Origin of the sequence: Bartonella sp. 11B (assembly GCF_002022625.1) — a bacterium.
Classification (GTDB): domain Bacteria; phylum Pseudomonadota; class Alphaproteobacteria; order Rhizobiales; family Rhizobiaceae; genus Bartonella; species Bartonella rochalimae.
Map to the genome: position 1 here is coordinate 114,231 of NZ_CP019783.1, position 25,828 is coordinate 140,058.

The 25,828-nt window shown below is 39.1% G+C and carries 21 protein-coding genes; 7 read left to right on the top strand and 14 right to left on the bottom strand.

Translation table 11 applies throughout. From position 1 onward, the window contains the following. The first annotated feature begins 61 nt into the window (after positions 1-61). The 3 genes from Bho11B_RS00565 (at position 62) to Bho11B_RS00575 (ending at position 2,804) form a co-directional block, all read left to right on the top strand. The gene (locus tag Bho11B_RS00565; RefSeq protein ID WP_172802085.1) at positions 62-1,597 is read left to right on the top strand and encodes a hypothetical protein; all 1,536 of its coding nucleotides are present in this window, start codon (positions 62-64) and stop codon (positions 1,595-1,597) included. A gap of 42 nt (positions 1,598-1,639) precedes the next feature. Continuing rightward, positions 1,640-1,978, top strand: a complete 339-nt coding sequence (gene fdxA / locus Bho11B_RS00570) for a ferredoxin FdxA (protein WP_035006529.1) — start codon at positions 1,640-1,642, stop codon at positions 1,976-1,978. A gap of 250 nt (positions 1,979-2,228) precedes the next feature. Then, a complete protein-coding gene (locus Bho11B_RS00575; RefSeq protein ID WP_035006527.1) occupies positions 2,229-2,804 on the top strand; it encodes a CarD family transcriptional regulator in 576 nt (191 codons plus the stop codon). A 551-nt stretch (positions 2,805-3,355) separates the two neighbouring features. Here the strand turns inward: Bho11B_RS00575 and rpmF are convergent. Together rpmF and mtgA are read right to left on the bottom strand one after the other, a co-directional pair. After that, positions 3,356-3,535: a 50S ribosomal protein L32 gene (gene rpmF, locus Bho11B_RS00580; RefSeq protein WP_035006774.1), complete on the bottom strand. Its 180-nt coding sequence runs from the start codon at positions 3,533-3,535 to the stop codon at positions 3,356-3,358. A gap of 165 nt (positions 3,536-3,700) precedes the next feature. After that, positions 3,701-4,369: a monofunctional biosynthetic peptidoglycan transglycosylase gene (gene mtgA / locus Bho11B_RS00585; protein ID WP_035006525.1), complete on the bottom strand. Its 669-nt coding sequence runs from the start codon at positions 4,367-4,369 to the stop codon at positions 3,701-3,703. A 118-nt stretch (positions 4,370-4,487) separates the two neighbouring features. Between mtgA and Bho11B_RS00590 the strand changes: the two genes are divergently transcribed. After that, positions 4,488-5,390 carry a polyprenyl synthetase family protein gene (locus Bho11B_RS00590; RefSeq protein ID WP_035006523.1) on the top strand — a complete coding sequence of 301 codons (903 nt, stop codon included), beginning with the start codon at positions 4,488-4,490 and terminating at the stop codon, positions 5,388-5,390. 170 nt (positions 5,391-5,560) lie between these two features. On the opposite strand, the gene ispG is transcribed toward Bho11B_RS00590, so the two are convergent. From ispG to Bho11B_RS00645, 10 genes are all read right to left on the bottom strand, one after another. Next, the gene (ispG, locus tag Bho11B_RS00595; RefSeq protein ID WP_078674012.1) at positions 5,561-6,799 is read right to left on the bottom strand and encodes a flavodoxin-dependent (E)-4-hydroxy-3-methylbut-2-enyl-diphosphate synthase; all 1,239 of its coding nucleotides are present in this window, start codon (positions 6,797-6,799) and stop codon (positions 5,561-5,563) included. Positions 6,800-7,480: 681 nt separating this feature from the next. Continuing rightward, positions 7,481-8,452 (bottom strand): HlyD family secretion protein, encoded by a 972-nt coding sequence (locus Bho11B_RS00605; protein ID WP_078674013.1) that lies wholly within the window; start codon positions 8,450-8,452, stop codon positions 7,481-7,483. Between the two features lie 23 nt (positions 8,453-8,475). Continuing rightward, positions 8,476-10,116, bottom strand: a complete 1,641-nt coding sequence (locus tag Bho11B_RS00610) for an MFS transporter (protein ID WP_078674014.1) — start codon at positions 10,114-10,116, stop codon at positions 8,476-8,478. Positions 10,117-10,136: 20 nt separating this feature from the next. Beyond that, entirely contained in the window at positions 10,137-10,583 is a 447-nt protein-coding gene (atpC, locus tag Bho11B_RS00615; RefSeq protein WP_371441543.1) for an ATP synthase F1 subunit epsilon, read from the bottom strand. A 17-nt stretch (positions 10,584-10,600) separates the two neighbouring features. Further along, a complete protein-coding gene (gene atpD, locus Bho11B_RS00620; RefSeq protein WP_078674016.1) occupies positions 10,601-12,193 on the bottom strand; it encodes a F0F1 ATP synthase subunit beta in 1,593 nt (530 codons plus the stop codon). Positions 12,194-12,211: 18 nt separating this feature from the next. Continuing rightward, positions 12,212-13,123 carry a F0F1 ATP synthase subunit gamma gene (locus Bho11B_RS00625; protein WP_078674017.1) on the bottom strand — a complete coding sequence of 304 codons (912 nt, stop codon included), beginning with the start codon at positions 13,121-13,123 and terminating at the stop codon, positions 12,212-12,214. Between the two features lie 20 nt (positions 13,124-13,143). Continuing rightward, positions 13,144-14,679, bottom strand: a complete 1,536-nt coding sequence (gene atpA, locus Bho11B_RS00630; RefSeq protein WP_078674018.1) for a F0F1 ATP synthase subunit alpha — start codon at positions 14,677-14,679, stop codon at positions 13,144-13,146. After that, a complete protein-coding gene (gene atpH, locus Bho11B_RS00635) occupies positions 14,679-15,263 on the bottom strand; it encodes an ATP synthase F1 subunit delta (RefSeq protein ID WP_078674019.1) in 585 nt (194 codons plus the stop codon). Before atpH ends, atpA begins: the two co-directional genes overlap by 1 nt. A gap of 186 nt (positions 15,264-15,449) precedes the next feature. Beyond that, positions 15,450-16,064 carry a hypothetical protein gene (locus Bho11B_RS00640; protein WP_235692221.1) on the bottom strand — a complete coding sequence of 205 codons (615 nt, stop codon included), beginning with the start codon at positions 16,062-16,064 and terminating at the stop codon, positions 15,450-15,452. 61 nt (positions 16,065-16,125) lie between these two features. Continuing rightward, entirely contained in the window at positions 16,126-18,354 is a 2,229-nt protein-coding gene (locus Bho11B_RS00645) for a primosomal protein N' (RefSeq protein ID WP_078674020.1), read from the bottom strand. A 292-nt stretch (positions 18,355-18,646) separates the two neighbouring features. On the opposite strand from Bho11B_RS00645, the gene fsa reads away from it, so the two are divergent. Continuing rightward, the gene (fsa, locus tag Bho11B_RS00650) at positions 18,647-19,300 is read left to right on the top strand and encodes a fructose-6-phosphate aldolase (RefSeq protein ID WP_078674021.1); all 654 of its coding nucleotides are present in this window, start codon (positions 18,647-18,649) and stop codon (positions 19,298-19,300) included. A gap of 165 nt (positions 19,301-19,465) precedes the next feature. Here fsa and Bho11B_RS00655 read toward each other — a convergent pair whose 3' ends face one another. Next, complete coding sequence (locus tag Bho11B_RS00655) at positions 19,466-20,062, bottom strand: hypothetical protein (RefSeq protein WP_035006509.1); 597 nt, start codon at positions 20,060-20,062, stop codon at positions 19,466-19,468. Next, positions 20,049-22,673 (bottom strand): leucine--tRNA ligase, encoded by a 2,625-nt coding sequence (gene leuS, locus Bho11B_RS00660; RefSeq protein ID WP_078674022.1) that lies wholly within the window; start codon positions 22,671-22,673, stop codon positions 20,049-20,051. The genes Bho11B_RS00655 and leuS overlap by 14 nt, the downstream gene beginning before the upstream one ends. 147 nt (positions 22,674-22,820) lie before the next feature. Between leuS and Bho11B_RS00665 the strand changes: the two genes are divergently transcribed. Next, the gene (locus Bho11B_RS00665; protein WP_035006506.1) at positions 22,821-23,501 is read left to right on the top strand and encodes a YggS family pyridoxal phosphate-dependent enzyme; all 681 of its coding nucleotides are present in this window, start codon (positions 22,821-22,823) and stop codon (positions 23,499-23,501) included. A gap of 321 nt (positions 23,502-23,822) precedes the next feature. Beyond that, positions 23,823-25,778: an acetate--CoA ligase gene (acs, locus tag Bho11B_RS00670; protein WP_035006505.1), complete on the top strand. Its 1,956-nt coding sequence runs from the start codon at positions 23,823-23,825 to the stop codon at positions 25,776-25,778. The last annotated feature ends 50 nt before the right edge of the window (positions 25,779-25,828 follow it).

Sequence of the window (25,828 nt, forward strand, 5' to 3'; positions counted from 1 at the left end):
GAGAATGCAAAATGGTCTTATTAAGAATAACCTTTTACCCCATAAAACTTTGAGAAAGAAAATGATCATGGAGAGCGAAATTATTCAAAAGGATGATGTTCTTATTGAAAAAAGTGGAAGTGGTAGATTTGAGGGGTTTCGTTTTTATATCAATAAAGGCAACACAGATACAGATAAAGAAACTGATGAACAAAACAATATCAATAACGAAAGTTTAATTGCTGCCTTTACGAAACGTGCAACACGTTTTTGTGCTGCCGCTAATGGGGATTTTACACTCAGTTCCGATGGGATTATTCGCTGGATTGGTCAACCTGTCGGACAACTCATTGCAACAACAGATATTTTAAAGCCCAAAGTTCTTCTCTTAGCAGATGCACAACTAACAGGCGAACCTCGTGATCAAGTAATAGCGCGATTAGAGCGTTTTGTAATCTTTCATTTTGAAACAATTTTAAAACCGCTCTTAGATTTACGCAATGCTGATCATTTGACAGATTCAACAGCTAAACTTGCTTCACAACTTTTCGATTCTTTAGGCATTTTACCCCGTCGTAGTGTTGCCAAAATGGTTAAAAATCTTGACCAAGAAGCACGGGGAAATCTTCGACAGCTCGGCATTCGCTTCGGTGCTTTTAATATCTATGTTATGGGAATGCTCAAACCAGCACCGATCCAAGCACTCACACTGCTTTGGTGTCTCCAAAATAAAGACAGTGATCAAACAGGATTAAATGAAATATTAGCTGCTTTGAACAACGGACGAACTTCATTTGTTGCGGACCCAACATATAACCCCACATTTTATCGTTTAGCGGGTTATCAAGTTCTAGGCAAACGTGCCGTACGTATTGATATTCTAGAACGTCTTGCCAATCTTATTCGCCCTGCACTCCATTGGAAACCAGGATTAGAGCCAAAACCAGACGGCGCCTATGATGGTAAAAGTTTTTTTGTGACTCCAGCGATGATGTCTACTCTTGGAGCCAATGAGACTGATATGGAGGAAATTCTTAAAGGACTTGGTTATCGATCGAATCGTTACGATAATTCTGTGCTTACACAAAATCTCGCCCACCAAGATTTGGCGCATAATGGCTCAAAAACAAGGACACTGTTTCCTGAAGCAGAATGTGTAGGTGATCTTTGGAAAACAATACAACACTCCAACACACCCCAAGCCGAAATAAAAACGGTTTCTTCTCTTGAACAGCACTCTTGTGCTACAGATTGTCTACCAAAAGCTGAACCCGTTGGTGATTTTGCCAAACACATACAAAATAAAGCAGAAAATAAAACTATTTTATTATGGCATTATCATTTTCAACAAACACAACATAATCGGAAGCGTAATAGCTCTCAACAAAAATGGCAAGAGAAGAGCCAAAAAACTTCCACCCCAGGAAGCAATACACCCTATAAAATTTCTCAAGAAAAACCTTTAAAAACTCAACATTCTTATAAATATAATAAAAAGAAAACGGCTTCCTTACACAATAAATCATCGCGAACACAAAATCATGATTCCAATTCACCTTTTGCAAAATTGGCTGTGCTGCGTGATCAACTTAAACGTGATAAAGACGCACGCTTATAAACCCTTTTTAAAGATCACTAAGACAGAAAATGGAGTTTGATCTTGACCTACGTTGTAACTGACAATTGTATTCAGTGCAAATATACTGATTGCGTTGAAGTTTGTCCTGTTGACTGTTTTTATGAAGGTGAAAACATGCTTGTTATTCACCCTGATGAATGCATCGATTGTGGTGTCTGCGAGCCAGAATGCCCAGCTGAAGCGATTAAACCAGATACTGAACCAGGACTCGAAAAATGGCTAGAACTCAATCTCCGTTATGCAAAGAAATGGCCTAATTTAATGACAAAAAAAGATCCACTTCCCCAAGCAAAAGAAATGGATGGTATTCCCAATAAACTAGAAAAATGTTTTTCAGAAAATCCAGGAAATGGCGAATAATACCTCATCTTCTCAACAAAAGATCTTTCCAAAAGTTTAAACCATTGTATGGGTATACAAAATTCTTAAGAGAAATGATTGATTCTTTTGAATTTTTATGTTAACAAAGTCTTAACATAACTATTTTGCTAAGCATTTTTTTGGCCTTAAAGTACTTAGCTTCAACGCTCAACTCTAAAGATATTTAGCTTTAAAGCATTTAATCCGTTTGCCAATATTATTATTGGCCATAAAGGGAGTAAACTAAAATATGGCACCCCCGCGAAATACCTCTTTCAGTGCTGAAGATTTTTCAACTTCTGAGTATATCGTTTACCCTACCCATGGAGTAGGTCAAATTATGGCGATTGAAGAACAAGAAGTTGCAGGACATAAATTAAAACTTTTTGTAATCCACTTTGCTAAAGATAAAATGGATGTAAAAGTGCCCGTTGCAAAAGCTCTTTCTACTGGAATGCGCAAATTATCTACAGTTGATTCTGTGAATCGTGCTTTTAAAATTCTTCAAGGAAAAGCACGCATTAAACGCACTATGTGGTCACGACGTGCTCAAGAATATGATACTAAAATTAATTCAGGAAATATTATTTCTATTGCTGAAGTTGTTCGCGATCTATTTCGTTCAGCTCTACAACCTGAGCAATCTTATTCAGAACGTCAACTCTACGCTATTGCTCTCGATCGTATGGCCCGTGAAATTGCTATTATCAATAATCTCACCGAAACAGAAGCAATAAACTTAATAGAAAAACACCTCGATAAAAAGTCGAAATGCGATTTTAAAAATGAGATTGATGAAGGAAATAATGCTGTTTACGCTGCGTAATCTCCTGAAAAATTTTGCCTTATAACAAGATAAATTGGTAAAAAGTCAATTTTTAATTATTCCTTGATCTGCTTCTTAAGCTTTCATCCTTTGCAATTGCAAGCAGAAGGATTTCTTTTAATATATCAACGTCGCAGTCGCATACACACTATAGTCTCTCTTTTTCTGAGAGACTATAGCTTTATAAAGTAGATTGTAAACACAATAAAAGCTTTTATGATAAAAACAATGAACTGTATAAACTATGAAAAAGCTTCCGGTTCATTTAATCCGGATTACAGAATTTGCGATCAACTTGATTATTGACATCTGATAGACAATTGATCTTGAGTAAACAAAACCGAACGCCTACAATCTTCTGTTTTCAAATCAATATGATGAGGACGGCGCAACTCGCCAGAACTTTTATTATATATAATCGCTACAAAAACAAAAAACTTCCCTTATCAAAAGAACAAGCAGTTAACTGCAAGGAATGCGGAAAAGCCCTTTGTTGACTAAACTCAGGAGACAACAGGAACAATAAACTTATGTGGTAACTGAGAGAAAGCTTATTCTTTAGCAGGCAAAACCGAACGCCCACGATACATACCTGTTTTCAAATCAATATGATGAGGACGACGCAACTCGCCAGAACTTTTATCCTCGATATAAGTTGGTGCTTTAAGGGCATCAGCCGAACGGCGCATACCGCGTTTAGACGGAGAAGTTTTTCGTTTAGGTACAGCCATAACAGGACACTCCACACTCATCAACACAGAAGCGCTAATGCTCAAAATGACAACTTCTGTCAACAATAAAATAAAATTCCATTTCTTTATACATTGATTATAATCTTTTGACCAGACTTTTATATAATTTTTTTATTTTTCTTTTCTAACAATTCTCACTCTTCTTTAATGAAGACAGTGTGTATAAGCACGTGAAAAACGAATTCGTTTTTCAATAAGATGAGTTAAAGCTATAAAATTATCGATTGGTTGATATGGATTGCGCCAATAAGGATTAGGTAAGCTTGCCACAAGAGCAGCAGCCTGTTGCACAGTTAAATTTCGTGCAGACTTTTGAAAATAATAAAAAGCGGCAGCTTCTATTCCATAAATTCCTGGCCCCCATTCTGCAACATTCAAATAAATTTCTATAATTCGTTTTTTTGATAAAATAACATCAGCCATAACAGAATAAGGAATTTCTATAATCTTGCGGATATAAGATCTATTAGACCATAAGAAAAGATTTTTAATCACTTGCATATTGATTGTTGATCCTCCTCTCAAAGGTTTTGAATCTGTTTTTAAGATATCGATCAACATAGCCCAATCAACGCCAGAATGATGACAAAATCGCCCATCTTCGGACATAATAACTCCAGATGGAACTGAAAATGCAATATCAGACAGTGCAACCCATTCACGCTTGTATTTTTTATCACTCACCCAATCACGAATCATTAAAGTAGAAATAGGGTGAACACAATCCAAACGATAAATGAACAACAAAATAATTGGACATAAAAATAAAAACACAAGAAAACTGATCAAATAACGCATTCGCCCCATCGCCATCTTTTTCTTTCTTTTTATTTTTTTACAAAATTTAAGAGTGTGAAAATAACCGTTTTATTCTTTATTTTTTTATCATAAAAAGAACCTTATCATTTTGCAAAGAAGAAAGGAAGAAATGATGCATGAATTCACGACTCTTCTTGCAAAACATGCGCAGAATGTTGAAAAGCGACTTGATATACTTCTTAGTCATAAAGCCCAAAATGATGAAATTACCCGGCCTGAAATTCTCATCAATGCCATGCGCCATGGTGTTTTGAACGGCGGCAAACGCTTACGTCCTTTCTTGGTAATTCAAAGTGCTGCTCTTTTTGATATCTCTCCTGAAGACTCTCTTGATATTGGTGTCGCATTGGAATGTATTCACTGTTATTCACTCATTCATGATGATCTTCCTGCTTTAGATAACGACACACTCCGACGTGGACAACCAACTGTTCACATAGCTTTTGATGAAGGCACTGCAATTTTAGCAGGGAATGCGCTTCTCACTTTTGCCTTTGAAATCATTGCCCATAAAGCCTGTTCCTTTTCTTCAAAAACGAGAATTGAACTGATTACAGCTCTTACACAGGCTGCAGGTCTCGGCGGTATGATCGGTGGACAAATGCTCGATTTAGAAGCTGAAAAAAAACCACAAAATGAAAGTGCAACGATCACTTTACAACAAATGAAAACAGCTGCTCTTATCCGTTTTGCTTGTCAAGCAGGTGCTATTATGGGTCGAGCCTCCAAAACATTAACGCATAAACTAGCCTCCTTTGGGACACATATTGGCTTAGCTTTTCAATTGACCGATGACCTTCTTGACCTTACTTCTCATACAAAAATTCTTGGAAAAACTGCAGGGAAAGATCAAATAGCCAACAAAGCAACACTCATCAATCTTTATAGCCTTGACGAAGTTAAAAAAAAACGAGATGAACTTATCACAAAAGCAGAAGAGTTTCTTCTTCCTTTTGGAGCAAAAGCAATCCCATTGAAACAAGCAGCACACTTTATTGCAACACGTAAAAATTAACACTTCCCATTTTTTGGGGATCATCAATAAAATAAAAGCAAGTAGAACGAAATAATTGTTTTGTATCACCCATACCAAAAATACACGTCAATATATTCTTCTAAAATTTCTTCAAATATCTCAGCAATTGAGAACAAAGCAGAGGGAACAATATACTCCTCTTCTATCCATTATGTCCCAAAACGGGTATGAATATACTCTTTTAAAATCGCTTCAAATTCTTCGGCAATATGAGGACCGCGCAAAGTCTTTACTTTTTTGCCATCAATAAAAACAGGAGCCGCTGGATTTTCTCCCACCCCAGGTAAGGAGATTCCAATATCGGCATGTTTTGATTCCCCTGGTCCATTAACAATACACCCCATAACAGCAACTTTTAAACCTTCAACACCAGGGTATTTATTCCGCCAAATTGGCATATTTTTGCATAAATCTGCTTCGATTTTTTGTGCTAACTGTTGAAAAACCGTCGACGTTGTCCGACCACATCCTGGACACGCAGCAACCACAGGAACAAACTGCCGAAATCCCATAACTTGCAAAAGTTCTTGACAGACCTTTACTTCTCGCGTTCGATCACCGCCTGGCTCAGGTGTTAATGAAATACGAATTGTATCACCAATTCCTTGTTGCAATAAAATTCCCAAAGCCACAGATGAAGCAACAATTCCTTTTGTCCCCATGCCCGCCTCTGTCAACCCGAGATGAAGAGCATAATTACACCGTTGTGCCAACATAGTATAAACAGCAATGAGATCTTGTACATCACTCATTTTAACAGAGAGAATAATATATTCCCGTCCTAAACCAGCTTCTTCCGCTAAAAGAGCTGAATGAAGTGCCGATTGAACGACAGCTTCCCGAATAACTTCAGTAACAGACAAAGGCTTTTCCTGCCGAGCATTTTCATCCATAAGCCGTGTTAATAACACATGATCCAGTGACCCCCAATTCACCCCAATCCGTATAGGTTTACGATAATGGCATGCCATCTGGATAATTTGAAGAAATTGCTTATCCTTTTTTGCACCAAAACCAACATTGCCAGGATTAATGCGATATTTTGAAAGCGCTTCTGCACACGCAGGATAATCAGCCAAAAGCGTATGGCCAATATAATGAAAATCCCCTACCAATGGTACAAAAATACCCAACCGTTCCAACCGCTCTCGTATTTTAGGAACAGCCGCTGCTGCTTCATTCCGATCAACAGTTATTCGAACCAATTGAGATCCTGCACGCCAAAGGGCAGCAACTTGAGCAACCGTCGCATCAATATCAGCCGTATCCGTATTGGTCATAGACTGAATAACAATTGGATTCCCGCCCCCAATCATAATATCACCAACCGCAACCGCAACAGACCGATGACGCTCTAAAGGTTTAGATAAATAATGTGCTATATTCATCAGCTCTTCAAAACTTTCAAAACTTGAACTTATCTAGCCTTATGGTAATACGCACCATAGCACAATTCAAAAGAATGGATTCATGAGAAAATTCTTTCAAGAGTCTCTCTTTTTAAACATCAAAAACCAACGCTCAACAGAGATTCAGAAAGAAAATGCAACCTTTCAATGTTCAATCCGTTATATCAAATTCCACGGAAAATTCCCATCTTATATATTTGCTATAAGACATTAAAAATAAGAAGGAGTAAACCCATGTATATCTTTCAAAGCCCTTGCAGTAAAAATGATAAAATCAAAAAACGCATTGCGCAATTAAAAGAGGAGCTCACAACCATCAACCGTCAGTCCATACGCTCTTTACCACATAAACAACCATGCCGAAGAGCTCAAAAAGAAGGCAAAAGACAATCCTAAAACCACTCTCTTATTAACTGCTGGACTCGTTTTAACCAGCTATTGTTTAATGCGCAAAAACTAACCAACGCACTAAGTGCTCCTTTTTTAAGGATTCATTGAACAGTTTTTTCACCATTCATCCAAAATGGGCACTCTGTTCTCTTATCTTGCAAAGATAAGAATTTCGCACCATTCTTTAAAACCAAAATAACAATAAAAAAATAAACCCAACGCAATCCTCTAAACTGAAAATACACTTGAGGATAAAATAAAGAGAATATTTCAATCCTTAGAATGGTGGGATGCTGTATCAACATAGGTAATCACCGACATTCCAGGAATAAGTTTTTCTATTCCCTCTTGCCCTTGATCTATGGCAATACGAATAGAGATGCGTTGCGCAATTTTGATAAAATTACCATGTGCAGTCTCTGTTCCTAATAATGAAAATTCTGATCCTGTCGCAGGAGCAAAGCGTACCACACGGCCTGTTAATTTTTGATTCTTTAAAGCATCAGCATAAAAAACAACAGGCTGTCCAATACGCATATTAGAAATCTGTGTTTCCTTATAATGGGCAATAATCCAAATGTCATCAGAAACAACAGCCACCAACCGCATACCAGACTCTACATATTGCCCTACTTGTATGCCAACCGATCCAATATGTCCTACAGCAGGAGAAATAATTTTAGTGTGCGCTAAATTTAGCTCAGCGACTTCAACACCCGCTTTTGCTTCCACAATATCCGATTGTAAACCTTGTCGTTCAAATTCTAATTTCTTGTGCAACTGGCTCTTTGTTTCAAATGTCGCAGCTAAATGTGAAGCAGCAGAAGATAATGGCAAAGTTCCTTGAGAACTTAAACCCTTAGAATGAGACAACTCGGTTATTAGCCTATCAATTTCCTTTTGCAACAATTGAATCTGTGACAAAACACTCGCAAGTTTTGCTTTTTTTGCCTCAAGAATTGCTTGCGACTGTGCAAGCTGATATCGGAAAAGGGTATCATCCAGTTCAAATAAAACCATTCCCTTTTCAACTTTTTGATAATCTTGAACATAAACCCGTTTCACGATACCAGAAACTTGCGGACTTATCAGAGTAATATTCCCCTTAATCAAAGCATTATCGGTTTTTTGAAGGGTACTCACAAATGGCGGCAATTGCCAAGCCCATAAAATCAATACAATTCCCATTATACCGGACAGAAAGGCAACAATGGTTGATTTTGATCGCAAGATTTTGATCATTGCTTTTTACACATCCTTACTGATCACACTTTACTTTTTAACAACATCATAAAATTCTCATAAAAATATGATTTACAAAATATTTTGAGGAGAAAAATAATTAAAACAATCATTGTCATATAAAAATAAAGTCGAAAAACATCATCATAAGCCAAAACATTTGCTGTCAATTGCAACTGATCCGTTAGACTTGATATCGTTTTTTCACTCTTTAAGCTATGAGAAACTAAAGCACTGTAAGGAGAAGATAAGTGATTTATCTTCTCAAAAATAAGTGTGCCCGTCGTTGTAATTTCTTGTGTTAAATATTCAAAATGATGACGTGCGAAAAAAAATTGCAAACTACTAAAAAGAGCTGCACTCATAAGCCCTCCTGTAACTTGTGCCAATAAAAAAATTGCAATAAAACTTAAAACATAATTGGGTCCTCGGGCACTCGCTTTAACAAAACCATTACATAAAGCAGGAGGCAAAAAAAGAGCATAACCAAAACCAATCAAGCCCTGACTTATAATCATATCCACTGGACGGGTTAACTGGCTCACATGACTATCTAAATAAGAGCCCAGTGCTAAACAGCTCAAAGATAAAAGATAAAAATAATCCTCCCGACCCATTCGTAAAAAAAAGACACACACACCGCCCCCTAAAAGGGTACCAAAAGTAACCGCAAAATACATAGGGGCCATATCACGATTTAACAAACCAAAAAGATTAAAGAAATCCGCAGCTAAAGTTGATTGCTCTAATAAAAGAATTCGAAACACCAACAAAACCAAAACAACTTGGATCATTTCTTTGCTAAAAAGCCACCGTAAATCAATCAACGGAGTTTCTCTATTCAGTTCAATTATAATAGCAATCGTCAAAGAGAAAACGGCAAGTGCAAGCCCACAGCCAATCCATAGCGTTTCAGTCCACCAATACCATTTGCCAATAGACATTACGATAGCATTTAAACCAAGTCCAAGGGCAATCAAACTATAACTTACCCAGTCTAATTTCTTAATGACCTTGTTGCAAACAACTGGTGTAAGTGGGAGAGAAAAAATACATCCTAAACCGATCAAAACAAGTCCCATCTCCATTGCTGAAAGACTAGAAAATCCGCCATTTTCAAGAAGACTTGGTGAAATCAAACGAGCTAAAGGAACTGCTAAAGCCGCATTCATATAATTTAAACTGATACCGATAGTGTATTTTTTTTCCGATGCAAAAGCCTCCATCATATAGAGAAAGGCTAACGAGGCCATTGGTGCAGCAGCAATACCAGCGAAAAAACGAATAATCAAAGCTGAACGTAAATCCGTAATAAACAAATGCAAAATACACACCACAACAAATCCAAGAATCGATAATTCAGCAAAATTCCTTAAGCCGAATTGATAACGAATCTTAATCAACATGATTGCAATACTGACATGCGGTGCCATATAAGCACTGACCAACCATGTCGTTTCAATAAGTGTTGTGTTGAAATCTCCTGTGAGCTCGATAATATTGGATTGAACCATATTGGCCCCTAAGCCATAAGCCCATTGTAAAATAAAAGAAGCAAAAATATAAGTGAAGCATTTTGGCAAAGGTCCTGCAAAAATAACACCTGGATGAGTGAAAGACCCAAGTTCTGCGGCAGATCCCCCACTGTTCCCCTCGTTACTCATCTTTCTATTCTCACATTTCATTATGCCAGTACTGAAGCACCATCCATAGAAATTAATTTCTGAAAAACCTCTACCACTTTATGATGAGTTCCACCACTCGTGTTTTCTTCCACCATGACTCGAACTTCTGCCATGCGTTGTTCAAGATCCTGAAGAGATAAATGATTAACGGCAACAGCGGTTTCAGCTAAGAGAGAGCACCCCGAAGATGTAATATCTGCAACCCCTCCTAAAAGAGCAAATATTTTTTCTTCTGAGGAAGACATAACCCTAATAACACCTGGAACGAGACTCACCACTAAAGGAGCGTGATTAGCCATAATCGTTAAATATCCCGATACTGAAGGCAGAACAACAGACATCACTTTTTCTGAAAAGATAAGTTTTTCAGGTGATACAAGCTCAAACAAGAAAGATTCTGTTCTTTTATTTTCCACGGGAACCCCTTGTTTTTCTAGGACAAACATTCATCACAGAGCACCTTTTATGAAGAAGCTTCTTCAATCAAACGTTTTCCTTTTTCAATTGCTTCATCAATCGAACCAACCATGTAAAAAGCTGCTTCTGGTAAATCATCATAATCACCAGCACACAATCCTTTAAATCCTTCGATAGTCTCTTCTAAAGAAACCAACTTTCCAGGAGCCCCAGTAAAAGCTTCCGCTACATGGAAAGGCTGCGAAAGGAAACGCTCAATTTTACGCGCCCGCGCAACCAACAATTTATCTTCTTCAGACAATTCATCCATACCAAGGATAGCGATAATATCTTGCAAAGATTTATAACGCTGCAAAATAGTCTGAACCTGACAAGCAACAGTATAATGCTCTTCACCCACGATCAATGGATCCAGCATTCGCGAAAAAGAATCGAGTGGATCAACTGCTGGATAAATCCCCTTCTCTGCAATTGAACGGGAAAGAACCGTTGTGGCATCTAAATGCGCAAAAGACGTAGCAGGCGCTGGATCAGTTAAATCATCAGCGGGAACGTAGATAGCTTGAACAGACGTGATAGACCCCGTTTTGGTACTTGTAATACGCTCTTGCAAAGCTCCCATATCCGTTGCCAAGGTTGGTTGATACCCCACAGCAGAAGGAATACGTCCCAACAGAGCTGAAACTTCAGCGCCAGCTTGTGTAAAACGGAAAATATTATCCACAAAGAAAAGCACATCTTGCCCTTCATCACGAAAATTCTCTGCAATTGTCAAGCCTGAAAGTGCTACACGTGCACGTGCCCCTGGTGGCTCATTCATCTGTCCATAAACAAGAGCACATTTTGAACCCACAGTGGACCCATTTTCTCTCGGGTCAACGTTCACACGACTCTCAATCATTTCATAATAGAGATCATTCCCTTCACGTGTACGCTCTCCTACACCGGCGAACACTGAATAACCCCCGTGTGCTTTTGCGATATTGTTGATGAGTTCCATAATTAAAACAGTCTTACCAACACCAGCTCCCCCAAACAAACCAACCTTTCCCCCCTTCGAATAAGGAGCAAGCAAATCAATCACTTTAATTCCAGTAACAAGAATTTCTGATTCGGTTGATTGTTCCACATATTGAGGCGCTTCTTGGTGAATTGAGCGTTTTTTAGTCGCCATAATAAGTCCAGCGTCATCAACAGGTTCCCCAATCACATTCATAATACGACCAAGAGTTGCCTCTCCAACAGGCACACAAATTTGCGCTCCCGTATCATAAACCTTTTGACCACGAACAAGGCCCTCTGTTGTATCCATCGCAATGGTGCGAACTGTATTTTCACCCAAATGTTGAGCAACTTCTAGAACAAGCTTATTGCCCAAATTCTCTGTTTCTAACGCATTAAGAATATGAGGTAATTCTCCTTCAAAATGCACATCAACAACAGCGCCTATCACTTGCCTAATTTCACCAATAGATCCCTTGTGATAAACAGTCCTAGAATCAACATGCGCAAGACTAGAAGAGTCCTTGGTCTTTTTTGCCGATTTTGCTGAGGAAGTCTTTTTTACGCCTGAACGAGCAACTGATTTTTTTTCTTCACCCTTTGCTGTTCTTTTTTTTGACGTTGTTGCTTTCATCATTAATCTTACCTTCTCACTTTAAAGCGCTTCAGCGCCCGCAATAATTTCAATCAATTCGGTCGTAATCTGCGCCTGACGCTGACGATTATACGTTACCGTCAATTTATTAATCATTTCACCGGCATTCCGTGATGCATTATCCATAGCGCTCATTTTTGCGCCCATTTCACCCGCGACATTTTCAAGCAAAGCACGGAAGATTTGTACAGAGAGATTACGCGCGACAAGCGCATCCACCAGAGAAACTGCATCCGGTTCATAATCATAAACAGCTGCTTGAACGCTCCCACCTTTTTTTTCTTTTTTAACACCACCACCCTCATCAGAAAATTCCTTTTGAGCAACGACTGGAATCAAATTGACGGCCTTTGGAGACTGGTTAATAACCGACACAAATTCAGAATAAAAAAGTGTACAAACATCAAACACCTCTTCATTGAAAAGGTCAATGATACGTTGACTTACTTTAACCGCCTCTGCAAAACTGATCTGTTTCACAGAGCGCAAATCAATATGATCAATCATCAGAGCTTTAAAATCACGAAGTAAAATATCCGCTCCCTTTTTTCCAACAGTTAAAATTTTAACTGTCTTACCGAGAGAAAGAAGGCTATTAATGTGTTCACGCGCACGACGAACAATTTGCGTATTGAAAGCCCCACACAAACCACGCTCAGCCGTACATACAACCAAGAGATGCTTATCGTCTCGACCCGTACCACGCATCAAAGCTGGGGAATCCACTGGATCAAGATCAGCAGACACATGCGCTAAAAGAGCAGCCATATGCTGAGCATAAGGCCGTGCAGATTCAGCCGCTTCTTGCGTACGGTGCAACTTTGCTGCTGCAACCATTTGCATAGCTTTGGTAATTTTCTGCGTTGCCTTAACCGAGGCAATACGGTCTCTAAGATCCTTTAGCGACGCCATTCAAGCATTCCACCAATCAATTAAGAAAAATTCTTCGCATAATAATCAAGAACAATAACCATCTGTCTTTTAATTTCATCCGTTATTTGTTTCTGTTCAGCAATCGCCTCTAAGAGCTCCACATGATTATTGCGGAGTAGTGTTAAAAGCCCTTGTTCAAATCGCCCAACATCAGAAACAGCTAATGAATCAAGATAACCATTCACACCAGCAAAAATAACAACAACTTGTTCTTCTACTTTAAGTGGCGAAAATTGTAATTGTTTTAAAAGCTCGGTCAAACGTGCACCACGATTTAAAAGATGCTGCGTTGACGCATCTAAATCTGAACCAAATTGCGCAAAAGCGGCCATTTCCCGATATTGCGCTAATTCACCCTTGATAGAACCAGCAACCTGCTTCATTGCCTTAATTTGAGCAGCAGAACCAACACGTGAAACAGAAAGACCAACATTCACTGCAGGACGAATCCCTTGATAGAATAAATTTGTCTCCAGAAAAATCTGACCATCAGTGATCGAAATCACGTTGGTTGGAATATAAGCAGAAACATCATTGGCTTGTGTTTCAATTACTGGCAGTGCCGTTAAAGATCCAGAACCATAATCAGCATTAAGCTTTGCAGCTCGCTCCAAAAGACGAGAATGCAGATAAAAAACATCTCCTGGATAAGCTTCACGACCAGGAGGACGGCGTAGCAAAAGAGACATTTGACGATAAGCAACAGCCTGTTTAGAAAGATCGTCATAACCGATCAACGCATGTTGACCATTATCACGAAAATATTCTCCCATAGCACAACCAGCGAGAGGAGCAATAAATTGCATCGGAGCAGGATCAGAAGCTGTCGCTGCAACAATAATTGAATAGTCAAGAGCTCCGCGTTCTTCTAAAACTTTAACAAACTGTGCAACCGTTGAACGTTTTTGACCGATTGCCACATAAATACAATATACTCTGTCTTGATCTTCCTCAGTATCATTGTCATGAAAATGCTTCTGATTTAAAAATGTATCGAGCAAAATCGCTGTTTTTCCTGTTTGACGATCACCAATCACCAATTCACGCTGCCCACGTCCAATGGGAATTAAGGCATCAATAACCTTTAATCCAGTTGACATTGGCTCATGCACAGACTGACGTGGGATAATACCAGGAGCCTTAACATCAACACGACGACGCTCCTTCGCTTTAATAGGACCCTTTCCATCAACGGGATTACCGAGTGCATCGACAACACGACCAAGCAAAGCAGGCCCTACAGGAACATCCACAATAGCCCCGAGCCGCTTAACGGTATCGCCCTCATGAATGTCACGATCTGATCCAAAAATCACAATCCCAACATTATCCGTTTCCAAATTCAGCGCCATCCCCTGCACACCATTGGAAAAAGCAACCATTTCACCTGCCTGGACATTATCCAAACCATAAACGCGAGCAATTCCATCACCCACAGATAAAACCCAACCAACTTCTGAAACTTCAGCTTTTTGGTCAAAGCTTTTGATTTGTTTTTTTAGGATTTTTGAAATTTCAGACGGTCTAATATCCATCAGCTGACCTCTTTTTTCAATGCAAGCTTAAGTGAAGATAATTTTGTTATAAGGGACGCATCAATCTGACATGACCCTAAACGAATGATAAACCCACCAAGAATTGTTGGATCACTGGAAAATTGTAATACAATTTTTCCTTTCACAACATTCTCCAATGCCGTGCGCAACATTTCTTTCTGATCAGCATTTAATGGATATGCAGAAACAACTTGCGCAAAAAACTCTCTCCGGAAAAGAACAATATGACGCTGAAAAGCACGTAAAATACTAGAGAGTGCAAAAAGCCTACGATTAGCTGCGATAACCCCTAAAAAATTGCGAAAAATACGACCTGCCTCTTCATGCGCAAATTCTATAGTTTCACAAAGGACATTTAACGTTTCCTTTTGTTCTTTTTCTGAAAAAAACGGACTGTGCACAAAGTATTTTAAATCCTCATTTTGCTCTAAAATGTTCAATAAAGACGCCACTTCCTTTTCCACATGTTCGACACATCCTGCTTCTTGAACCAAATCAAAAAAAGCTTTTGCATAACGCTGGCTCACGAGCGGCAATGGGACAAGAGAAACTGAATCTGACACGAAATACCGCCTCTTTTCCTTAAGGGATTCTCTGATATTGATCAGAAAAAATGGACCACATATTTCAAATTCTAAAAATCTTTTTTCTTGAAACTCAGAACAAAAAATTTTCCAATCTCTAGCATAGACATAATTGACTCGCAACACCACAAAGTAGTGCTTTTTAAAAATTTTTCGTTAAAATAATTAAAATAGCTTTTCAGTTGATGGATGAGGAACACAATTTTTTTTGAGTCCATTTTTAATCTTGGCTGAGACCTGATTTAAGTTTCTCATATCTCCTTCATGAAAGGTGTCGAACACTGAAGAGGAAATTTCTTGTCCAACTTTGGATAATAAAATATCGATTTTAAAACTTTCATCCATCAAAAGAGCTTTCACAACATCTCCTGAAAGATCCAATATACGTGCCTTTTCCATCAATTTGCGATGATTTTTTAAATGCTGCAAAATTTGTGCTGTCAAAGGTCCGACAACAGCCTTATGATCAATATTCAATAATTTATTAAAGGCCATAATATCTTGCAAAATTATATCATCATAAAAAACCGCGTAGGCGTAAACCAACTGGCGAGCATTTACAACTGGAAAACCACAAAGGGACTGCATTGTTTTTTGTGGAGAAGCAATGATTGGCTGAAAAACTTTTTCCACTTCTCTTATTAAGCGATAAGTAAAAACAAAAACAGTCGCATCGGCACTTTTCATTTCCTTTTTTTCATTATTTTTAATGACATCAGAAACCGATGCGTGCGCTCCTGTCCCAATAAACCAACTCAAAATAAAAAGGATAAATCCCATCTTTTTCAAAACAACTCCCCCTTTAAAACAGTCTTTTAACAAACAAATATCCCTAAACTTTTCAGAGAAAACTTTGCGGATCAATATCAATCTGAACCCGAACCGAACTAGGCTTTTTTGGTGCACGAGATAGAACAACACGAATAAACCCTTGTAAATCAAAAGAGCGCTGCCCATGAAATAATAGGCGAAAACGATAACGCCCCCGCACAAGTGCCAACTGTGCTTCTGCAGGCCCCATTACCGATACACCTTTCATCAATGGTGCAACCTGGCGCAATGCACGGGCATAATTTTCCGCCACTTGGCGTTTTTCCGAAGAAATAATCAAAGCTGCAAGTCGTCCATAAGGAGGCAAAACATCATGTTGGCGTATTGCAATCTCACGCTTATAAAAATCCTCACGCTGTTGTGAAAGCAAAGCTTTTATAACCGGATGATCTGGTTGATATGTTTGCAACAATCCTAGACTTTCTAATCCCATACGCCCTGCACGCCCTGTAACCTGAGACAAAAGTTGAAAGGTACGTTCACTTGCACGTAAATCACCATTGGCAAGCCCTAAATCAGCATCAATCACCCCAACCAAAGACAATCCGGGAAAATGATGCCCCTTAGCAACTAACTGTGTTCCAATAATAATATCCACATCCCCCTTTGCAATTGCTTCTAATTCTCGCCGCAATTGACTGATTCTTCCTTTTAAGTCAGTAGATAAAATAAGCAACCGTGCCTGTGGAAAAAGTCTCTGTGTTTCCTCGGCAATTCTTTCCACCCCTGGCCCACAAGCCACTAAATGATCCAATGTCCCACATTCTGGACACGCTTCTGGAAGAGGTTCATAATAACCACAATGATGACATTTAAGCTGTCCTCGCAAACGATGCTCAACCAACCAACTTGAACAATCCGTACAATGGAAACGATGTCCACACATTCGACAAAGTGTTAAAGGCGCATATCCACGCCGATTGAGAAACAAAAGCGCCTGCTCACCCTTTTCCAAAGTTTTTCTTAAAGCTCGTTCAAGAACAGAAGAAATAAAGCGTCCTTTTTCTACACCCCCTTTACGCATATCAATGACTTGCAAATCCGGCAGTGCTGCTGCTTGAAACCGTGAAGGCAAATGCACCCGCTGATAACGCCCCCATAAAACATTCACTTGACTTTCAATGGAAGGAGTCGCTGATGATAAAATAACAGGACAACGCTCAAAAGATCCGCGCGCCACAGCCATATCCCGCGCATGATAAAAAATACGCTCTTCTTGTTTATAAGCACCATCATGCTCTTCATCAACAACGATTAATCCAAGATCCAGAAAGGGTAAAAAAAGCGCTGAACGCGCTCCTGCAACAACCCGCACCTTTCCTTCTAAAACTTGCCGCCACACACGTTCACGACGACGTGGGGTTAAATCAGAATGCCATTCAGCTGCTGAAGCTCCAAAACGCGCACGAAAACGGTCTAAAAATTGTTGTGTTAAAGCAATTTCTGGCAGTAAAATCAAAACCTGTTTGTTGTCCCTTAGCGCTTGAGCTACCGCTTCAAAATAGACTTCTGTTTTTCCAGATCCCGTAACTCCATCAAGCAAAAAAACCTGAAATTGAGAAGACAAAACACCTTCTCGCAACACATTCGCTGCCGCTTTCTGTGCTCCTTCTAAAACAGGTGGACAAAAATCAGGATCAGGGAGAGCAACCACTGCTTGTGCTGGCACCATAACTTCTTCAAAAACCCCAAGTGATTTTAAAAGATCTACCACGGAAAGCGCAGTTTTGGCCGCATGAGCAAGATCAGAACGATTCCAAATCATTCCATCACGCGCCAAGTCTAAAACGCGCGATCGTGCTGGTGTTAATAGTGCCACGTTCCCTCCACAATAACGCAGTCCCACCATCTTTTCTTCTGGATCTAAAGCTGTCGGTACACGTAAAACTAACCCCGCGATAAGACCGAAAGGCGTCATGGTATACTGACTAACAAAACGCAAAAACGCGATCATCTCAGCTTTTAATGGCGGACAATCAAAAACGTGCGTCACAAAGCGCAATTTATCACGCGCTACAGAAACAGCGGTTATGTTCTTTAAATGATCCTTTTGTTCTTCTTCAAAGATCGACTCACCAACAGCAACCACAAAACCACAAATCTCGCGTCCTGCAACAGGAACACGCACAAAAGAACCAACTTTGACCTCTATATGCGGTTCTACCCCATAGCTATAAGCCTGAAAAACTGGGATCGGCACCACAACCGAAACAATTTTCATTTCTGTCACAATGGACATCACCTTTTCATCAATAGTACTTTGGTTTTATTGTTGCATTTTTCTATTCTTGTACTACCCTATTTTTTCTCTGGTCTGTGCTTTATATAACCAATCCAATAACTATCCCAGAATTAAACAATAAGATAAGAGACTTTTTTCATCGATTTTCTTTCGTCTCAAGACGTTTTGTACCACTTCTCTATCCATCAACCAAATCCTTGCTTTTTCTATAAAGAATGACGCATAACATAGACAAAAAGAACCAATGGAAGTGTTAAAAACAAACTTTTAAAAACCAAGGAGATGTGAAATGAAATTTTTTGTGGATAGTGCTCACAGAGAAGATATCCAAGAATTACAAAATTTAGGATTAGTCGATGGTGTCACAACCAACCCTTCTCTCATTCTCAAATCTGGACGGAATATTCTGGAAACCATCAAAGAGATTTGCGCTCTTGTCAGCGGACCAGTCTCTGCTGAAGTTGTTGCAACTGACTTCGATAATATGATGAAAGAGGCGGCTGTTTTAGCAAAGATTGCCAACAATATTTGCATCAAACTTCCCTTAACACTTGATGGATTAAAAGCTTGTAAAGCCCTCACTGAACAAGGATTAAAAACAAACCTTACCCTTTGTTTTTCGGCCAATCAAGCTTTGTTAGCTGCAAAAGCAGGTGCAACATTTATTTCACCCTTTATCGGAAGAATCGATGACTGTGGATATAATGGTATTGAACTGCTCCATGAAATTCGTACTCTTTATGACCAATATAATTTCAACACTCAAATTTTGGCTGCTTCTATTCGCTCTGTCAATCACGTTAAAGAAGCAGCATTAAGTGGTGCAGATGTTGCAACTGTTCCACCAGCAATCCTAAAAAATCTGATTAAACATCCTCTAACCGACCAGGGCTTACAAACATTTGCGGCGGACTGGGCAAAAACGGGACAAAGCATCGCTTAAAAAGCATTTAAAACCCTACAAATATTATGATTCTTCTTCAAACATCTCAACTGGGATGTTGAAACAAACAAAAATATAAATTGAAGGGATGAGAATAAGATTTTTTTGGCTATACCGTGTCCAAAACTTCCTCATATCCTTTTAATTGTGAAAGAATTTGAGCTTTTACAAAGAAGAATTTTTTGCGAGATCTTTTGCAAGCAACATAAAAATGCGTTCAGCTAATTCTTCAGCAACGCGTTTTTGCGCATTTTTTTCAGCTTGCACCGTTGCATATTCTTGACGAAGTCGATCAAAAGAAGCCCTTATTGTTCCTGCCCCTTTCGCAATAAGTTCATTGTTCATAGTCTTTAAAAGATAAGAAGCTCTACTCACAATTGTCCCAACAGAAGGGTGTCCCCTTCCATCCCCTTCCTGGTCATTATCTATATCTATCTCGAAAGATGTTCGTGTAAAAACCGATGTTTGCAATGACAATTGATAAAGAGGTACAGAAGGCTTTCCTCCATGCCCATAGAGAAGAAACAATAAATGATTACGAACCATTTGACTGAAATGATCAGAGGGTTCTTCAATCACAATGGCTGCAAATTTCTCAGAAAGTCCTGTAGAAATCTTTTCTGATGTCCCACCATGCAAAAGAGAAATTGCGGATGTCGATCCCTGTGAAACCTGACGATAAAGTGGTTCAACGGTACATCCACTAAGAAAAGCAAACAAACAAGAAAAAATAGCAACACTCAATCCATTAAATAATGACATTAACAATCCTTTTTGGAACAATAATCATTTTCTTAATAGATTTGCCAGCTAAGTGTGCTTGGACAAAGTCAAGAGCACAAACCGCTTCTTCAATTGCCGCATTATCAGCCACTGCAGCAAGAGTGACAGTCCCTCGTTTTTTGCCATTAATTTGCACTGGTAAAGTAATATATTCCTCAACCGTTAATGCAGAATCATAAGCAGGCCAAGCGCACTGCGACATCAGTGTATTCCCACCCAAAGCAGCATGACATTCTTCTGCTAAATGAGGCATCATAGGAGCGATCATTGCAATGAAAAAATCCATTGCTTGACGCAGTGCAGACTTCATCTCATCTTCAGCATTTTCTATATTATTTAAAGAGGAAGCAATCACATTCAATAATTCATAAAGGCGTGCGACAGCTCGATTAAAAGCGAGTTTTTCTAAATCATCTTCTACAGCACAAAGTGTGCGATGGGCTGCTTTGGAAAGCTCCAAAGCAGCTCCTTGCTGTCCTGCACATGACTTTGCTTCCTTTAAAACCGGAGCACTTAAAGCCACTAAACGCCAAACACGCTGCACAAAACGGTGCGCCCCTTCAATTCCAGATTCCGACCAAATGACATCACGCTCAGGAGGAGAATCCGATAACATAAACCAGCGTACAGTATCCGCCCCATAGGAAGCGATAATGTCATCAGGATCAACGACATTCTTTTTTGATTTGGACATTTTTTCAATTGAACCAATCCTTACTTCACTTTGATCGGTCAACTTATAGGCATGACGTTTTCCATCCTTTTCAACAATTGCGACATCCGCTGGCGAAACCCATCCTTTCTCATCTTGATAGGTTTCATGAACAACCATACCCTGCGTAAACAAGCCTTTGAAAGGCTCATCTACCGAAACATAGCCTATCATCTTCATTGCACGTGTGAAAAAACGTGCATATAAAAGATGCAAAATCGCATGTTCAATCCCACCAATATATTGCTGAACAGGTAACCATTGCGCTGCTATTTTCTGGTCTATTGGTTCTTGGGCATGGGGTGTTGTAAAGCGTGCATAATACCAAGAAGAATCAACAAAAGTATCCATTGTATCGGTTTCACGTTTTGCCAACTGACCACAAGAAGGACAAACCACCCTTTGCCATTCATCATGGCGTGCAAGTGGATTACCGGGCTGATCAAAAGTGACATCATCGGGTAACACAACGGGCAAATCATCACGTGGGACAGGCACGACACCACAATCCGTACAATGGATTATAGGAATCGGACAACCCCAATAACGCTGACGCGAAATTCCCCAATCCCGTAATCGAAATTGCACTGTTTTTTGTGCTTGAGGCTGATCCTTGAGCAACTGTTTCTCAAGCCGTTCAGCAACCATTTGAAAAGCTTCTTGCGGTGTCAAACTATCTAAAAAACCTGAATTCATCATCACGCCGTCGCCCATATAAGCTGTTTCAGCAATGACAAACTGCTTAGCGTCACTTTCTTTTGGTACAATTACTGGACGCACAGCAAGATTATATTTTCGAGCAAAATCCAAATCTCTCTGATCATGAGCAGGGCAGCCAAAAATAGCTCCGGTTCCATAATTCATGAGAACAAAATTAGCGATATAAACAGGAAGACGCACCGTCTGATCAAAAGGATGAAGAGCAAAAAGTGGCGTACGAAATCCTTGTTTTTCCACTGTCTCAAATGCCGCTTCTGTAGTACCATGACACTGACAATCTTTAATAAAAGTATCAAGTGTCTTATCTTTTTGCGCTAAAGCTTTTGCAATTGGATGATCAACAGAAAGTGCTAAAAAAGAAGCACCAAAAAGAGTCTCAGGACGTGTTGAATAACAAACAATCTCATCAAATGCATCACAGACATCATCCACTATATTGGTTTTATGCAAAGCCCAACGAATCAGAAGCCCCTGTGATTTGCCAATCCAATTTTTTTGCATAATGCGTACTTTTTCTGGCCACTGATCAAGCGTTTCAAGTCCCGCCAATAAATCATCACTAAAATCACTGATTTTGAAAAACCACTGGGTTAATTCGCGTTGTTCAACCAATGCACCAGAACGCCAACCACGACCATCAACAACCTGTTCATTCGCTAAAACTGTTTGATCAACGGGATCCCAATTAACTTTAGCCACCTGCCGTGCAATAAGCCCCTTCTGATAGAAATCCAGAAATAACATTTGTTGACGATGATAATAGTCGACATCACATGTAGCAAATTCACGGGACCAATCCAAAGAAAAACCCAGTTGCTGCAACTGCTTTCGCATGACCTTGATATTGTCATAGGTCCATACTTTAGGATGGACTTTATTTTGCATGGCAGCATTTTCAGCAGGCATTCCAAAAGCATCCCATCCCATTGGATGTAGCACATGAAATCCCTTTGCCCGCTTATATCGGGCAACAACATCGCCCATAGTATAATTGCGCACATGCCCCATATGAATACGTCCAGAAGGATAAGGGAACATCTCTAAAACATAATATTTTTCATGCTCACCATTATCAGCGACTTGAAAAATTTTCTTTTCATCCCAAATCGCTTGCCATTTTTTTTCCTGTGCACGTGGATTATAGCGTTCGCTTATCATTCCCGTTATACTCTTTATAAAATTAACTTCAAAATTCTTGCAAGATTCACCACGGATTAACTTTATCGTCAACCTTTTCATGAATTATTTTAAAGCTTTTATAAAAAAATTATCTCATTCTTGCATAAAAACAGAAAGCACACCCCTATGAATATACCTCATATTTCCTCTATTGACGCGTGGAAAAACCTTCAACAAGACATTGCCAAAACATGTCATGACTATCATCGCCCCGTGGAGAATATTCAACTCATTGCTGTTTCAAAAACTGTTGCCGCAAACAATATTGTTCCTCTTCTACAAGCAGGCCACTCCCTTTTTGCTGAAAATCGCGTGCAAGAAGCAGCCGAAAAATGGCCTTCCTTACGACAAAAATTCAACACAATCGAACTTCATCTTATTGGTCCCTTACAATCCAACAAAACAGCAGAAGCTGTCAGAATCTTCGATGTGATTCAAACTGTTGATCGAGAAAAAATAGCTAAAAGCCTAGCAGAAGAAATGCACAAGCAAAAAAAGCATCTCCCCTGCTATATCCAAGTCAATATAGGATTAGAACCACAAAAAAGTGGCATTTTTCCACACGAAGTGAAAGCCTTTGTTGCTCAATGCAAAAATAATTATGGGCTTGATATCGTTGGACTGATGGGCATCCCTCCTATTCAAGAAAATCCCGGCCCTTATTTTGCTCTTTTAGCAAAACTTGCAAAAGAAATTGGTCTTTCAAAACTCTCTATGGGCATGTCCAATGACTTTAAAATCGCTCTCCAATTTGGTGCAAATGTTCTTCGTATTGGATCAGCTTTATTTGGTCCCCGCTCCTTTTAATGATTGTCTTTTTTAAGACTTTCCACCTTTTACAAACACACATAAAAAAGCTTTTTTGATCTTCATTGCATAAAATTAACTATTCAAGCCTATGACTTAAACTAAGTTAAATATAAAATTTTCATTCTTATCAAAGTACTCATGAAAAAGTTGTCCCCAAAATAGAATAACAAGATAGCCATAGAGCAATCTTTTTGATATCAATAAAATAGGAGGGAAACAATGTCTGAAAAAACTTACCAGATCCAATGTATCTCAAAAATAGCATAACAAGAGAGCAACAGAGCAATCTTTTTGACATCAATAAAATAGGGGGAAACAATGTCTGAAAAAACTTATCCAGTACCAATGCATCTCAAAAAAAATGCTTTCATTCACTACGAAACCTACCAACAACAGTATCAAGAAAGCATTAACAATCCAGAAGCTTTCTGGGCAAAACATGGTCGCCGTATTGAATGGTTTAAACCCTACACAAAGGCAAAAAACGCTTCATTTAATGACTCTGTATCGATTAAATGGTATGAAGACGGAATTACTAATGTAGCTTATAATTGCATTGATCGTCATTTAAAAAATCACGGTGATCAAATCGCACTTATTTGGGAAAGTGATGATCCCAATATTGATCAAAAAATAACTTATAATTCTCTGTATGAAAAAGTCTGTCGTTTTGCAAACATCTTAAAAAAATACGGTATTAAAAAAGGAGACAGAGTCACCATCTATCTACCAATGATTCCTGAAGCAGCTTACGCTATGCTCGCATGTGCCCGTATTGGAGCTATTCATTCAGTTATCTTTGCTGGTTTTTCTGCTGAAGCGATTGCAGGGCGTCTCATTGATTGTGAATCAACTTTTATCATTACTGCTGATCAAGGTTTACGTGGAGGAAAAACAATTAATTTAAAAGAGAATATTGATCAAGCTATTCATATAGCAGCACGCCACAATGTGCATGTCAACCACGTCATGGTCATACAACGCACAAATGAAAAAATTAACTGGGTTGCAGAACGTGACTTCTGGTACCATGAAGAAGCACTTCAAGCTCCAACTGATTGTCCCCCTGAAAAAATGAATGCAGAAGATCCTCTTTTTATACTCTATACCTCAGGATCAACAGGCAAACCAAAAGGTGTTCTGCATACAACAGGTGGATATCTTGTCTATGTATCGATGACACATCAATATGTTTTTGATTACCATCCCCATGAAATTTATTGGTGTACAGCTGACATTGGCTGGATCACTGGCCACTCTTATTTGGTCTATGGACCTTTATGTAATGGTGCGACTACCTTAATGTTCGAAGGCACACCAACTTTCCCTGATAAAGGGAGATTCTGGGATATTGTCGATAAACATAAAGTCAATACACTCTACACCGCACCAACGGCTATTCGTGCTTTAATGGGCGCAGGAGACTCATATGTCACCCGCTCTCAAAGAACCTCTCTTCGCCTCTTAGGAACAGTAGGCGAACCGATCAATCCAGAAGCATGGGAATGGTTTTATCATACCATTGGAGACAGCCGTTGTCCCATTCTTGACACATGGTGGCAAACAGAAACAGGAGGACATATCATCACTCCTCTCCCCGGAGTAACAACACTCAAACCGGGATCAGCTACACATCCATTCTTTGGCATCCGTTTACAAATCATTGATGCGCAAGGAAATGTTTTGGAAGGAGAAGCAGAAGGAAGCCTTTGTATCGCTGATTCATGGCCTGGTCAAATGCGCACCCTTTATAATAACCATGAGCGCTTTATCCAAACATATTTTTCCACATATAAAGGAAAATATTTTACAGGCGATGGATGTAAACGGGATAGCGATGGCTATTATTGGATTACAGGACGAATTGATGATATACTTAATGTTTCTGGTCACAGACTAGGAACTGCTGAACTTGAATCAGCCCTTGTTTCACACCCTTCTGTTTCAGAAGCAGCTATTGTAGGATATCCTCACTCTATTAAAGGACAAGGAATTTATAGTTTTGTAACCTTAATGGAAGGGATAACATCAAGTGAGGAGTTACACCAAAATCTTATTCAACATGTAAAAAAAGAAATTGGGGCTATTGCAATAATAGATAAACTTCAATTTACTGCTCAATTGCCCAAAACACGATCAGGAAAAATCATGAGACGTATTTTGCGAAAAATTGCTGAAAATGATCTTGATACCCTAGGAGATATTTCAACCCTTGCCGAACCACAAGTCATCGATGATCTTATTGCAAACCGGCAAAATATAGAAAATAATTGAGGTTACCAATAGAACAATAACATTGGAAAAAGAAAGTAAATTAAGTACTT